The following is a 14214-nucleotide window of genomic DNA, read 5'->3' on the forward strand; positions in this document are numbered from 1 at the left end:
CCGTGGCGAACGTCGAACTCGCAACCGCCTATGTGTCGATCCTGCCGGAGACCTCGCGGATCGCTCCGCGTATCCGTGAAGCGATCGCCGATGCGGACGGCGAACGGGTGCGCGTCGAGGTCGACGTCGACGATTCGGGCCTACGCAACCTGTCGGGTTCGGCGCGAGCGGCGAACGCGGAACTCGGTGGGATGGGTTCGTCGGCCGGAAGCCTCGCCAAACTGGCCGGCGTTCTCGGCGCGGTCGGCGGGGCTGGAGGCCTGGCAACCGGTGCGGTCGGAACCCTCGGTATCGGCATGGCGTCGCTCGGCCCGGCGGCGATCGCTGTCGGCGCGACTGTCGCGGTCGGGTTCCAGGGCATGGGGGACGCGATCTCTGCGGTCGCCGAGGGCGATATGGAGGCCCTCAACGAGGCCATGGGAAAACTGGCCCCCTCGGCGCAGGCGATGGTCACCGCCATCGGCGGGCAGAAGGCGGCGTGGGACGAGCTGCAGGGCGCGGTACAGCAGGAGATGTTCGCCGGGCTCGACCAGTCATTCACTAACCTGGCCAACACAACGATGCCCACCCTGCGGGAGGGTATGACCGGTGTCGCCGGGTCGTTGAACCAGGCCGCCGCGGGCGCGATGTCGTTCTTCGCCACCGCCGAAGCGCAGGCAGGGATCCAGGCCGCGTTCTCCAGCGCGTCAACACTGATTTCCGCGATCGCCCCGGGTCTGGGACAGGCCACACAGGGGTTCCTGTCGATGGCGCAGGCCGCCGCGCCTGCGATGCAGTCGGTCGGCGCAGGCCTCGGCGGTCTGCTCGGCAGCATCGGGCAGGCATTCACCAACACGTTCGCCTCCGGCGCTCTAACCCAGTTGATAGACGGTTTCGGCCAAACCCTCGCTGGTCTCGGGCAAGGCCTGCAGCCGCTGATCGAAGGACTCATCGGCGCCGCGGCACAGATCGCGCCTGTCCTAGGCCCACTGTTCGCGTCCATCGGGCAGGCGATCGGTCCGGTGCTGCCGATGATCGGCCAGATGGGCGCCGTCCTCGGTGGCGCACTCACGCAGGCGATTCAGGCGCTTGCGCCCGCGCTGGGGCCGGTGGTGTCGGCGATCTCTTCGATGCTGTCGGCGGTCGCGCCACTCCTTCCGGTGATCGCTGAAGTCGCGTCCGGGCTCCTGCAGGCGCTCGCCCCGGCACTGACCGTCTTGTTCGATGCGATCGGTCCTGTGATCAAGCAGGTCACAGACCTGATGATGCCAATTTTCCGGCAGCTGCAGCCGATCCTGCAGCAGGTCGCGATGCAGCTCGGCACCGCCCTGGCGGACGCGATCACTCAGCTCGCGCCGATCCTTCCACCGATCATCGAGGTGTTCGCGCAGCTGGTCACGGCGATCGCGCCGCTGCTACCGCAGATCGTGCAGCTGATCACCTCGCTGCTGCCGCCGCTGGTGTCGATCATCACCGCGGTCGCGCCGCTGCTGACCAAGGTCGCGACGATCATCATCACGCTGGCGACCCAAGCGATCGAGCATATCCTCATGCCGGCGCTGCGGTTCCTCGCCGGCGTGTTCCAGTCGACCTTCGAACTCGCGGCGAATGTCGTGCAGGTCGCGGTCGATCTGATCTCCGGCACGATCGACGTGGCGCTCGGCATCTTCGACGCTCTGAAAACCGCGATCGGCGCGGTCGGCGACGCGTTCGGCGCGGCGAAAGACTGGATCGTCGAGCAGTGGAACAACCTGATCGACTGGTTCAAGGAACTGCCGGGCAAAGTCACCTCGGCAGTGTCGGGGTTGTGGGACGGAATCAAGAACGCATTCCGGGACGCGATCAACTGGCTGATCAACGCCTGGAACAATTTCCGGCTCCACTTCGAATTCACGATCCCCGTCATCGACAAGGACATCTCCCTCACCGTCGACACCCCGGACCTGCCGTTGCTCGCGCGCGGCGGCCGCGTGTCCGGCCCTGGAACCGGAACCAGCGACAGCATCATCGCCGGCCTGTCCAACGGCGAGTTCGTCGTGAATGCCCGCTCAACCGCGGCGAACCTGCCACTGTTGGAGGCGATCAACGCCGGGTGGGTACCGTCGGCGGATTTCCTGCACGGCCTGATCCCCGGGTTCGCCTCCGGCGGCATCGCAGGCGGGGCTGGGTCGCTGTCCAACATCCAGCAGGGGATGTGGGAGGCGCTGCGTAACGCATTCCCCGAGGCGTTGCTCACCTCCGCGACCCGCACCGTCGATGTCGGGTCCGGCTACGACTTCCACATGCAGGGCAAGGCGATCGATATAGCCGGCCCGAACATGGGCGAGATGGCGGAGTGGATCGCCACGAACTTCCCCGGGTCCCTGGAATTGATCCACGGCAACGGGTTCGGCAACAACATCGACGACGGGAAGAACGTCGGTGACGGCATGTCCTATTTCGGTGCCGACACGATGGCTGGCCACAACGATCACGTGCACTGGGCGATGAACACCGCTCCGAATGTCGGCGCAGTGGAGCCCGGTTCGGGTGCCCTGTCCTCGGGCGGCAACTCCGGTGGCGGCTCAGGTGGCGGCGGTGGCGCATCCGGCGGCAGTGCAGGCAGCGGGGGTGCCGGTGGGTCTTCGGGTGGCGGCTCGGGCACCGCGGTCGACGTGTTCGTCACCAACTGGCCGTCGTCCGGGATCGCCGCGGCCGCACAACCGGGCACGTCGGCATCGACCACGAGCGGCACGACATCTGCCCAGAGTTCGACCACCACGACGGCGAGCAGCACCGCGGCGCCAGCCGAGGGACAGCAGCACCCCCTGACCGGGCTACCGCTCTCCGGGGACCTCTTCAACGGCCCCGCCCCGTGGTTCATGGCGGGCACCCCGGAGCAGGCGCTGACCAACCTCAACGCCCAGGCCGGCGCGCTCGCGCAACGCGGCATCGGAGAAGTGCAGTCGTTCTTCCAGGACAACTGGAAAGAAATGATCGAAACCGGTGCGGGCGTGCTCGGTATGGGCGCGATGGGTGGCGGCACCACCTTCAACATCTCGGGCACCGACCCGATGGGCGCGGCCGCCGCGGTCGAACGCGTGCACCGGCGCCGGACTCTCGCCACTCAACGATCGGGAGGTCTGGGCCGGTGAATCTTCTCCTGCGTAACCGCTCCACGAAGATCGTGGTCTGGGATATCCACGGCCGGGTCTGGCATTTGCACGGCTGCGGCGCCGGCCGGGAGGGCGTCCGGCTGACCGGGCAGACCGGGAATATGTTCGCTCCGGTCAACCTGTTGGTGGCGGAGGGTGCGCGGCAGGACGGGGCGACATTCCTGCGGTCCGTCCGCAGCAAGAAGGAAATCGACTTCTTCGTCTTCATCGACGGGAACGGAGACGTTCGCTCCTTCCACGCGATTCACGATGCCTGGCATCGGGGTTGGTCGACCGATATCCCCTGCAAGATGGGGTACTTCACCCGGCATCAGGGGTGGCGGTACCAGCTGGTGCAGCTCGATTCCGCACCCGAACTCCAGGGCGATATCGACCCTGCCCGCAATGCGGCGGTCACGTACCAGATGTCGGCGACGGCGATGGATCCGCTGGAGCGACACCTCGGCGAGCACAACGTGTGGGTCAACTCCGATGGCGCGAACGAAGGCATCGTGGTCGCGCGGAATGCGGCGGATCAGCCGGCGTGGCCGCGGTACACAATGCCGGGGCCGGGCCGGTATGCCATCCAGGATCCAGGGGACTCGCTGCGGATCGTGGAAACCCCGCTGCTGGTGGATGGCGAGGAGTTGCGGATCGACACGCATCCGCGGCATCGGACCGCGCGCATCTACTCCGGAGCTCTCCCGGAGGGGCGCAACGTGTGGGGCCAGATGCGCGGTAAGCGCTGGTTCTCGTCGCTGGCGCCGTGGTCGTCTACGCCGATCATTGTCCGCGTCGCCGATGGGGATTTGGAATCGGCTGTCCGCGTGGATGTCATGCCGCGTTCGTCGAGGCCGTTCTGATGGCGTGGGACCACAGCGCCGCGGCGCGTCGCCTGGATCTGGCGGAGCGCGCCGATCAGCAGTACATGGCCGACCAGACCGTGCTGGTGCGGTACTGGGACAAGTTTCTGCAAGAGGTCGGCGAGGAGCACAACTACATCAGCCTCGAAATCAGCCGCATCAAGAACGGTGCGGGCGGGCTGAAGATGTCGATCCCGCGCAAGGACATGGTCTATTACGACCACATCTTTGCGAATGAGGATGGTGCGGACGCGACGATCCCGATCACGGTGAACACGAAGGCGTACCGGTGGGACGGCTACATCACCAAAGCCTCTGTCGTCCGGGACGAAAACGGTATCGAGACCGTCGATATCGAGGCGATCCACTGCTGGCAGCACATCGCCACCACCGCCTGCTGGGCCTCACCGTTCGCGCCGATCCTCGCGCAATGGCCGCGGCACATGATCCTGTTCGGCCCGGTCCGCACGATCGCCGTGCTGTACCTGGTCACGAACCTCATTCGCCTGCAGGCCAGTTTCTGGACGATCCCGGATCGGTGGCTGGATGCCCCGGACTGGGCGCAGGTCGGTAATTCGGTGTGGCCGATCTGCGTGGTCCCGGTGGACACCTTGCGTGACACCTCCCCGTGGCGGGCGGGGTCCGCCCGGTTCGATATGGCGGACCAGTTGATCCTGCCGATGCTCGAAGACACGGGCGTGATGCTGGAGGCGAACTTTTTCCTGCCGGACGAGGATGAGCAGCCGGCGCCGGAGTGGTATTACCTCGACCGGCCGACCGTCGTGTTGAGGGCGGTGGACAAGTCTGGCGTGACCGGGCCCAGTGGCACGCTGCTCGACGGTTTCGTGCGGATGCTCGAAGAGTGGGTGGACGACGGGACTCCCGTCCGATACCCCAGCTTCAACTCCCAGACCGAGTACGAGAGCGTCTACTCCTCGACCGGCCCTCTCGGCACGGTGCGGCAGTTCCCGCACGTCTGGTATCTCGAAGGTGAGTACTCCGGTATCGGATCATCGGAGATCGCGCTCCATAAGCCGTTGGCGCAGACCGTGATCGTCGGCGGAAAAAGTCCTGGGTGGGTCAACGCGGCGATCGAGATTGCCGTGAAAAACCTCTTGGCATGGCTTGGCCTGCTCATCGGCCTGCCTGGCCTGGACAGCCTCTATCAAGGCCAATTGGATGACGTTTTCCTGGCGTGGGCCGTATTCGAGGACCGGGGCCGCACCGAGCGCAGCGGGCCGTTCGGATTCAAAGAGCACGTCGTCACCAACTCGTCGAAGGCCTTCACCCTCGACGGCGTCATGACGGGCAGAAGAGGTCTGCACACCACCCGCGGCTACGTCTCCCAAAAGGTATCCGTCGGTGACGGCGCGCCGTACCTCGTCGGCCAGGACTTCGATCTCGGCGATCAGATCGGGTTCGTCATCGGCGACCAGGCGTTCGCCGACTACGTGTCGGAGATGACGTTCCGCGACGACCGCAAGACCGCCGCGAGATGGGAGTTGACCGTGGGTGATGGCTCCGACGAAGAGGATTCGCTCGTCAAAGCGTGGGATCGGATGGGGCAGATGGCGCAGATGTTGAAGACCCTGGCCACCGACGTCGGCGCTGACCTCGACCTGCTGATCTTCTGAGGGAGGAATATGGCTGACGTTTCGTTCTCCGCGCATATCACCGTCGACGAGGAGACCGACATCGACGGGTTGCCGATCCTCTCGGCCACCGTCACCCCGGACGACGAGTCCTCGGGGCTTCCGCTCCCTGCCGGCCCCACCGGCCCCGCCGGTCCCACGGGATCCCCGCGCACGACGTTCTTGAAGATGGGCGAGATCGCCAACGCGGGCGCCCGTCCCGCCGGACTCACCGCGGAAGATCGCGGGAAGTGGTGGCACCGACTCGACACCAATGGCATGGACGTCTGGACCGGAACCACCTGGATCCATTCCCCGGGCGCCGTCGGCGCGCAGGGGCCCACCGCTCCGGCGACGACGATCACCCCGACCACCATGCATAATCCGGCGTTGACGACACCCGCAGTCCGGTTCACCGGCGAGGCTCCCGCGTTGAACCTGGCGGTCACCGCGCCCGCGGGGCTACCCGGCCCGGAGGGCCCGCCAGGAGACAGCGGTTCCATCAGCACCGCCACCGACTTCGATCAGGAGATCGGGCCCGCGCGTCGCGGAACCTTCGCCTGGTCGCGGGGCGCGCGGAAGTGGAAGGCCCAGCCTGCTCCGAACGGGTTCGGGGTGTGGTCGTGGTATGCCTCAGACTTCAACGCCGGGGTAACTGCGGACGCCGACCGGCTGGTCGTGGGCACGTTCGCGCTGCCCGCCATGCCGTTCGCGTACCGGCCGATGGCGTGGGGCGACCTCGGGCTCTACAGCGAGTTGAACAACACGACTTTCGCGGAGATCCGGGTACGGATCGGTTCGGAAACCGGGCCGATGGTCGCGGCCGGGGCGGGGATTCGCAGCATCGCCGGCAACAACTACACCACGGCATTCACCCCAGCGGTTGGTGATTCGACCACCAAGCCGATCAGTCCGACATCAACTCTGGCGTCGGTTCCTGCCTACACACCGGCTGACCTGCTGGTGCTTGTAGAGCGTGTCGGGCAAAGCGCCATCGATATCGGGTTCACCTCGACCGGGGCAGCTTTGACCGTGTGGGCGCAACCCATCGGATAGGAGGCTCGAATTGACGACAGTCGCGGAGTACTTGTCCTCCGTCGCGATCCGCGGAATCAACGAGGGCATCGGCAAACCCGGGGTTGTGCAGTCCTTCAACGCGACCCCGGCCGACGGCAGCCTGGAACTTCCTGTCGGGACGGCGGGCGCTGCCGGGCCCGCCGGACCGGAGGCGCCGCGGTTCCGGTGGGAGGGCGATGTCTCCGACCCGACCGCCCTGTCGGCGTTGGCCGCGGATCTCGGACCGGTCCACGCGGGAAAGGCGTGGCGTGTCGAGTCCACCAACACCTTGATGTATTGGAACGGAACCTCGTTCGACTCCTTCCCGGAGGCGTTCGGCGCCGCGGGACCCACCGGCGACGCCAACAGCCTGTCGATCGGAACGGTCACCACCGGTGCGGCCGGCAGTGACCTGATCGTCGATGTCACTGGGACCCCGCCGGCGCAGACCGTGAACCTCACGATCCCGCGCGGTGTGCAGGGTGTGCAGGGCCCCGATGGCGGCCCGGGCCCGATCCGGGAGGCCGCCGACTACGAGGAGTCCGCGGAGCCGGCCGATGGCGCGGTACCGATGTGGGACGACACGGCCGAGAAGTGGAAGCCCACCCCGGATCCGGGGTGGCGCGGCCCCTGGACCATCACCGGAACCCAGGCGTGGGATGGAGGCGCGGGCTTCGCGGCGGCGGTGACCAACACCAGCACGACGCCGCTCACGCTCGCGGTCATCAACATTCCCGCGCAGGACGTGGCGTGGCGGCCGATGGTATTCGGTGGCGCGTCTATGCGGCCGGGCAGCTCATCGGTTGGGCTGGACATCTTCGCCCGCATCGGGTCGGTGTCCGGGCAGCCGGTCGCGGTGGGAGTGGGGCCGTCGGAATCTGTGTGGTGGTACTACCAACTGATTCCCGAGTACGCCACCCCAGGTATCACCCCTGCATCTCCGGAGGGTGTCATCGCGGCGGGGGCTGCGACCTCGATCCATATCGTCGCCCGGCGTAGCACGGGCTCGGGCTCCTACTCCTACAGAGGCCCGGACCGCGCCCACGTCACCGTGTGGGCTGTACCTGTAACGGGGGCACCGTGACCGAGGTCTACAGCAGCGACGTCACAGTGACGATGCGGAGCGTGAGCGACCCGATCGGCCTGCCCTACACCGTCAACCCTATGGAGCTCGCCGACCGTGACGCGCTGATCGAGGTCCGCGAAGGGCCCCAAGGCGGTCCCGGCCCGGAGGGTGATCCGGCGTGGCCGTGGGAATGGCAAGGCGATACCCCCGACTTCGCCACCCTGGAAGGACTCGCGCTCACCACCGCCGACGCCCGGAAAGCATGGCGGGTCGTGAACGAGAACGCCATCTACCTGTGGACCGGCCTGGATTGGGTGCGGTTCACCAACGCATTCCAAGCACCCGGAAAGCAGGGGCCGGCGACCCAACTCACGGGCGCCGCGGTCGCCGGCGCGGTGGGATCGTCGGCGGCTGCGGAGATCACCGGCACCGCCCCGAATCAGACCCTGCAGATCACGTTCCCGCGCGGTGCCACCGGCGTCACCGGCGACCCGGGTGAGGCGGGAGCGATCGCGGACGCGGAGGACGTCGCCGACCTCACCGACGCGCCGGACGGTTCCGTGCTGGCCTGGAACTCAACCGATGACCTGTGGCACGCGGCGCCGCCCCCGCGGCTGCTCGGCCCCTGGGCTATCGCCGGTTCCCAGTTCGCGGCGGCGTCGAATGTGTCCGCGCAGGCGCGCACCGTCGCCACTATGACCATCCCCGCGCAGCCGTACGCGTACCGGCCGATCGTGATATCAGGGCAACTCAATGCCCGGGTCAACACACCCTCGTCGACGCCGGGCACCGACTTCATCTACGCCTACGTCCGGCTCGGCTCGGCGACCGGAACTCCCATCGGGTTCGGGCAACTCCTGGCGGCGCGGAACAACACCAACATCCTCCTGACCCAATGGTGGGACCAGCCCATCACGCCCGCCTCCACGTACGGGACTGTCGCCGCGAATCAGACCGCCACGCTGTACATCGTCATCGAACGCGCCACGGGCACCAACACCTACACCATCGTGAGCCAGGGCTCGCAGCTGCTGGTGATGGCCCAACCGTTGAAGGATCAGACGTGAGCGAAGAGATCCACTTCAAAGCCGGTCAGACGCCTGAATATCAGGCCAGCCCGGTCGAAGGCGTGCAGGTCACCGAGCGCTGGAAGCAGTTCGTGCAGATGGCCGTCGACGGTCGCCTCCCCGATCTCGGAGACGTCCCGGAGGTCGACCCGAACGTCCGCGCCCTGGCCGAGGACCTGGCGGTGATCCATCTCCCGGAGTGGCGGAACCCGGCCGGCCGCAAGCTCGCCGACCCGGCGACAGTGCAAACGCAGCAGGCGCCGCGGATCGCGCAGTACATGCACGACCGCGGCTGGCGGTTCCACCCCGAACTGGAGACGGTGCGCTGGCGGCCCACCCCCGGCGGCCCGCCCGGCGTATACGACCAGGGATTGCACATTCACCCGGACGAGGACGGTAACTGGCCGGACCCGGACCCGGAGGACTTCTACGACTTGGACGACATCAAGGTCGGCCCGCTGGAGGACGGACGCTGGGCAGCTACCCACCCGCGCGGACTGCAGTTCGAGGCGGACACGAAATCCGAAGCCTATGAGGGCATCGTCGGCGTGCTGCGCCGCAAGATCGAGGAGGCCAAGAATGTCCTGGACGGGTGATCCTGTATGGCTGGCGGACGCGCTCCGCGCCGAGGGCCTCAAGGTGTTCGAGCACGAGGGCTGGGAGCGGCGCGGCCACGGTGACTTCCGTGATATCCGCGGCGTGCTGTGCCATCACACCGCGGGTGGGGGGCCGAACGACTGGCGCGTCGTGCAGGATGGCCGGCCCGGTCTCCCCGGCCCGCTGGCTCAGCTCGTCCTCGAGAAGGACGGCACGTATCGGGTTGTCGCCGTCGGCGTCTGCTGGCACGCCGGCCGGGGGAGCTGGCCCGGCTGGCCGACCGATAACGCGAACTATCACACGATCGGCATCGAGGCCGTCTCGCGCGGCACCCCGCCGTGGGACTGGACAGCTGCGCAGCTCGACGCCTACAAGCGCGGGTGCGCCGCGATCCTGCGTCGCATCGGAAAGTCCGCGGCCGCGGGATGTGTGGCGCATCGCGAGTACTCCAGCGAAGGAAAGATCGACCCGGCAGGCATCGACATGAACGCCTTCCGCCGGGACGTACAGGCATTGATCGACAACCCGACGGGAGACGACATGACACCCGAAGAGCGGACCCTGCTCAAGGACGTACACCGGGAGCTGACCCAGAAGTACCCGTCCCGGTCGAAGTACCGCAAGGACGACAGGGTCGTGGACACCCTGGCCGGGATCGTGCTGAACATCGACGGTCGCGTCCACGAGGACCACGTCGAGCGCGAGGCACTCAAGAAGGTCGAGTGGGCGGTGAGTCTCGTCAAGCGTGAGGCCGCCAAGGGCGACCCGGGCGCGCAGGCCGTGCTCGCTCAGATCGAGGGAGGTTCGAAGTGACTGCACTGAAGAAGTGGTGGAACGAGGAGCCGGTCGCCTCCCGCGTCGGTCCTGTGGTCGCTCTCATCGCAGGCTATCTGCTCTACAAGGGCGTCATCGACGCTGCCACCGAAGAGCTGGTTATCGGCGTCGTTGGCCTGCTGCTCGGCGGCACCGCCCTGGTCTCGGCGCGGTCGACGGTGTTCCCGTTCGCGAAGCTCGGCGCGGCGGCCCTGGATGCGATCCGCGGTGAACGCCTACGCGATCGGCCGAGTGAATAGTGCTCGAAGGAGCGGCACTCGGGGCCGTTCCCTGGGGGGACGTGGGACTGGTCGGCTTCTGCGCGGTGCTCACCATCACGTGGCTTCGCATGATCATGTCCGGGAAGTTCGTCCCCCGCGAACAGGTCGATCTCATCGTGGCCGACCTGCGCGCCCGGATCGAATTCCTGGAGGCGTCCAGCACGACGAAGGACGCCACCATCGCTGAGCAGGCATCGCAGGTCGCGAAGCTGACAGCGCAGGGCGACCTGTCGGTGCGCATGCTCGAATCCATCACTGCCTACAGCACGAACGCCCGGTCGGGGAGTGGCTATGTGGCGCAGGCGGAATAAGCACGTGGAGTCAGAGGAACTGCGGGCGGCGCGCGCCGAGTTGGAGCGCGCCGACCGGCAGTTGCGACGAGTGCAGCAGCACGGCGAAAAGGTGGACAGGATCAGCGAAGCGCTGAACACCTACATCGTTCGCAATCACTTCGGGGAGTCGATCAAGCGGACTTTCGAGCGGAGGACAGCGACATGATGCGATACATCGGATTGACGACCACCGCCATCGCCGGCGTGTCCGCCGTGTTGCTGAGCCCGGACAAAGACCTGGTCGCCAATGTGATCCTCGCCGGCGTGGCCGCGGTGTCGTGGGTTTTCTGCATCCTGTATGCCGCTCGGTCGAATTGGAGGGCCGAGGCGACGGGCCGGGCGATCTTGCGGATGGTGCTGTGCATCGCCGCCATCTGCACGCAGGGTCTGGTGACGATCCTGACGGACTACAACTACTGGGGCCGGGAGATCTTCCGGCCGATCATGCTGCTTTTCGTCGGCGTGGCCGTGGCGGACCTGTTGTGGACGCTGATCCGGATACAGCGCGGCCAGGCCACTTTCCAGCCTGTTCATTGGAGGAACAAGTGGCATCACTGACCCCCCTGAAGTACGGCAAGGTCGTCGGCCGGTTCCTCGCGAACATCAGCGATGGCCCGGACATCGACAAACTGCCGGAGTTCCCCCCGCTGTCGGGCACCCTGACGTTCACCGCGGGCGCGCCGAAGGTACTGGTGGCCACGGCCGAGCCGGACCCGGCCACGTATGTGCAGCTCCCGCAGTACTACGAAGTGAGCTTGGACGAGTTCGGCTATATCACCTGGCGCGGTGACCGCGGCGTGAAGCTGGTGGCGCCCACCGAGGACACCACTAATCCCAGCGGATGGACGTGGAAGGTCGCGTTCGATCTGAACTATGAGGGAACCCCGGTTCCGATCGCGCCGTTCTCGTTCAATGTCCCGGAGTTCATCCCGGGCCCGGACCCAGAGAACCCCGATGAGGGCTCCGAGGGGCTCGTGGATCTCACCCTTGCCTCGCCCGTCCCGGCGAGTAACGGTGAGGCAGTCGTCCGCGGCCTGTCGGTGGTGGATGTCGAGCTGATCGGAAATGCCCTCGAATTCATCCTGGACAACGGGGAGCACCTGGACCCGGTCACCATCCCGCAGATCGAGGAAGCAACCGACGCGGCGGCTGCGGCTGCGGCGAGTGAGAGTGCGGCCGAGACTGCGGCAGCGGATGCGGCGGCGGCGGTCAACTCGTTCGACCTGAACGTCGGTACCGTCACTACCGGTGCGCCGGGAGCGCCCGCCACCGCGAATGTGTTCGGCGGGCCGCCGGCGTGGACCCTGGATCTCACGATCCCGAAGGGCGATACCGGCGAGACGGGTCCACCCGCCCCGGACGCCACCGACACCGTGAAGGGCATCCTGCAGCTGACCGGCGACCTGGGCGGCACTGCGGCCTCCCCGACCGTCCCCGGGCTGGCAGGCAAAGCGAACACCGTGCACACCCATGTGGCCACCGATATCACGGACTCCACCGCCACCGGTCGCGGTGTGCTCTCCGCAGCGAACGCGGGCGCCGCACGTACAGCGATCGGCGCCGGCACATCGAGCCTCGTCCTCGGGACGACCGCGGGCACGGCCTGTGAGGGCAACGACAGCCGGCTGTCCAACACCCGCACCCCGACGACGGGCACCGTCCCGTACGACATCTGCTTCCCGGCGTTCGGGAAAGACACCACCCGTGCGGCGAGTTCGGCCGGCGATCTCCCGGGCGGGCTGAAACTGCAGCGGGCGGCGACGTTCACGTCGGTCACCTATCGGGCAATCACCGCCGACGCCTCCGGCAACCTCACGGTGGAGCTGAGGAAGAACGGCGTCACGGTCGCCGGTACGAGTGCGGCGATCGCCGCGGCCGGCCAGGTCGCGGGCGGGACCGTCAGCGGATCCTGGTCCTTCGCGATCGGCGACATCCTCACCGTCTACATCACCGCGGTAGGGACCACGCCCGGCAAGGGCTTGGTCGCCGATATCACGGGGCTGGCCTGATGCCGTGCATCGTGGTCGGCGGCGTAGGCGGATCGTTCCTGCCGTCCGGGATGAACAAGAGCGGGAACCAGACCATCCCGAACTCCACCCTCACGCTGATCATCAACTGGACCGCCGATACAGCGACCTTCCCGGGATCCTCGGTGTCCAGCAATGGCCTGGTTGCTCAGCGCAATGCATCCGCGGCCACGCTCGCGGTGGAGTGGTCCGTGCAGAACTCGGGGTTCACGGCTGTCACGGTCGAGGTCGATTTCCGGGTCAACACAGTTTCTCTCGGAGCGCCATTCATCCAATCGTTCGTGGTCGATGGGTCCTCGACGCAGATCCGGACCGCCTCGGTCGCGGGGATTGCGCTCGCCGAGGGCGATGTCGTGACGGTGTGGGCTCGCGGGGTGTCAGGCGGCGGAACCCGAACCCTGCAGACCGGTGGGTGGATGCGGATCACGCAGTCCTGATCTGAGACACCGCACCCCCGCCGATCGACTGATCGGCGGGGGTGTTTCGGCGTCTTTCGTGGAGGCTTCAAGGATGCGGCACGGGCAGCGGCGGCGTCCGACTCCCGGCGGCGATATAGATCCCCGACCACGTACAGGACTCCCGAGCATGCCTGTCGTGCAGGGAAATGCGGGACTTCTCTACATCGGCCATCCGGCGACACCCGGGGCAGGACACTGACCGGATCGGGTTGATCGGGATAAGCCGTTCATGGATCACGAGGGACATTTGGCCGGAGCGAACCCACGGCCAGCCGCCGCACATGCAGGGCTGAGACGGTCGGATCCGGATACCGGTCCACACGCAGTCGTCTGGGAGGTTGCGCCAGTGTTCGCCAAGGCGGCCCTTCTCCAAAGGGGCGCCGCGGAGGCAGTGCTCGCGGTCGGGGCAACGGACGGTTGGGCCGCCGCCGAGGCGCGCTGGCCGGACACCGCCGAGCATGTCGATCGTCACCCACGGCTCGCGCCGGCATATGCAGGTGTGCGGGTCCCCGGTGATGCCGTTCACGGCCGAGCCGCCACGGCGTAGTCGACAGCTGCACGGTAGCGGGGGCACTGGTGTCTGGCATGGTCGGCCATCAGATAGTGGGCGTGGGCGTAGCCGCGCGGGGTGTCCTGTGATCGGCAGGCGGCCGGATAATCCAGCGCCCGGAGCCCGGCTAGCACCCGTTCGAGGAGGGGCCGGGATCGTGTGTGCCAGAGCCGGATTGTGACGGCGCGGTGGCTCGGTGTTCGTACAGTCAGCGGGGGCGGTGCGCTCATGGTTTCGTCTCCCCTGGCGAGGTTGTAGTGGTGAGCACCCGGCGCCGGGTCGTTGCCGGCGGTATGCGGTGCGGCATCGGGGAAAAGAGAGCCAGCGCCGGGGCTATCACGACGGTATGAACCAGAGGGT

Annotated in this window: 14 protein-coding genes; all 14 read left to right on the forward strand. The window is 67.2% G+C overall.

What is annotated here, in order from left to right; all coding sequences use genetic code 11:
• Nucleotides 1–2: 2 nt before the first annotated feature.
• Genes ACQEVO_RS32005 through ACQEVO_RS32070 form a run of 14 tightly spaced genes read left to right on the forward strand, consistent with a single transcriptional unit; the run spans nt 3 to nt 13283 of the window.
• Complete coding sequence (locus ACQEVO_RS32005) at nt 3–3113, forward strand: phage tail protein (protein WP_432920181.1); 3111 nt, start codon at nt 3–5, stop codon at nt 3111–3113.
• Nucleotides 3110–3976: a phage tail protein gene (locus ACQEVO_RS32010; protein ID WP_432920183.1), complete on the forward strand. Its 867-nt coding sequence runs from the start codon at nt 3110–3112 to the stop codon at nt 3974–3976. Before ACQEVO_RS32005 ends, ACQEVO_RS32010 begins: the two co-directional genes overlap by 4 nt.
• Nucleotides 3880–5610 carry a phage tail protein gene (locus tag ACQEVO_RS32015; protein ID WP_432920185.1) on the forward strand — a complete coding sequence of 577 codons (1731 nt, stop codon included), beginning with the start codon at nt 3880–3882 and terminating at the stop codon, nt 5608–5610. The genes ACQEVO_RS32010 and ACQEVO_RS32015 overlap by 97 nt, the downstream gene beginning before the upstream one ends.
• A gap of 9 nt (nt 5611–5619) precedes the next feature.
• Nucleotides 5620–6663 carry a hypothetical protein gene (locus tag ACQEVO_RS32020; protein WP_432920187.1) on the forward strand — a complete coding sequence of 348 codons (1044 nt, stop codon included), beginning with the start codon at nt 5620–5622 and terminating at the stop codon, nt 6661–6663.
• A 10-nt stretch (nt 6664–6673) separates the two neighbouring features.
• Nucleotides 6674–7747: a hypothetical protein gene (locus ACQEVO_RS32025; protein WP_432920189.1), complete on the forward strand. Its 1074-nt coding sequence runs from the start codon at nt 6674–6676 to the stop codon at nt 7745–7747.
• A 41-nt stretch (nt 7748–7788) separates the two neighbouring features.
• A complete protein-coding gene (locus tag ACQEVO_RS32030; protein WP_432920191.1) occupies nt 7789–8796 on the forward strand; it encodes a hypothetical protein in 1008 nt (335 codons plus the stop codon).
• Nucleotides 8793–9392, forward strand: a complete 600-nt coding sequence (locus ACQEVO_RS32035; RefSeq protein ID WP_432920194.1) for a hypothetical protein — start codon at nt 8793–8795, stop codon at nt 9390–9392. Before ACQEVO_RS32030 ends, ACQEVO_RS32035 begins: the two co-directional genes overlap by 4 nt.
• Nucleotides 9376–10206: a peptidoglycan recognition protein family protein gene (locus ACQEVO_RS32040; RefSeq protein WP_432920195.1), complete on the forward strand. Its 831-nt coding sequence runs from the start codon at nt 9376–9378 to the stop codon at nt 10204–10206. Before ACQEVO_RS32035 ends, ACQEVO_RS32040 begins: the two co-directional genes overlap by 17 nt.
• Entirely contained in the window at nt 10203–10466 is a 264-nt protein-coding gene (locus tag ACQEVO_RS32045) for a hypothetical protein (RefSeq protein WP_432920197.1), read from the forward strand. The genes ACQEVO_RS32040 and ACQEVO_RS32045 overlap by 4 nt, the downstream gene beginning before the upstream one ends.
• A 41-nt stretch (nt 10467–10507) precedes the next feature.
• The gene (locus ACQEVO_RS32050) at nt 10508–10798 is read left to right on the forward strand and encodes a hypothetical protein (RefSeq protein WP_432920199.1); all 291 of its coding nucleotides are present in this window, start codon (nt 10508–10510) and stop codon (nt 10796–10798) included.
• Nucleotides 10799–10802: 4 nt separating this feature from the next.
• Entirely contained in the window at nt 10803–10985 is a 183-nt protein-coding gene (locus tag ACQEVO_RS32055) for a DUF7620 family protein (RefSeq protein ID WP_432920200.1), read from the forward strand.
• The gene (locus tag ACQEVO_RS32060; protein WP_432920201.1) at nt 10982–11377 is read left to right on the forward strand and encodes a putative phage holin; all 396 of its coding nucleotides are present in this window, start codon (nt 10982–10984) and stop codon (nt 11375–11377) included. Before ACQEVO_RS32055 ends, ACQEVO_RS32060 begins: the two co-directional genes overlap by 4 nt.
• The gene (locus tag ACQEVO_RS32065; RefSeq protein WP_432920203.1) at nt 11365–12828 is read left to right on the forward strand and encodes a hypothetical protein; all 1464 of its coding nucleotides are present in this window, start codon (nt 11365–11367) and stop codon (nt 12826–12828) included. Before ACQEVO_RS32060 ends, ACQEVO_RS32065 begins: the two co-directional genes overlap by 13 nt.
• Complete coding sequence (locus ACQEVO_RS32070; protein WP_432920205.1) at nt 12828–13283, forward strand: hypothetical protein; 456 nt, start codon at nt 12828–12830, stop codon at nt 13281–13283. The genes ACQEVO_RS32065 and ACQEVO_RS32070 overlap by 1 nt, the downstream gene beginning before the upstream one ends.
• The last annotated feature ends 931 nt before the right edge of the window (nt 13284–14214 follow it).

The sequence above is a fragment of the Nocardia sp. CA-290969 genome (genome assembly GCF_050936135.1).
Lineage (GTDB): Bacteria > Actinomycetota > Actinomycetes > Mycobacteriales > Mycobacteriaceae > Nocardia.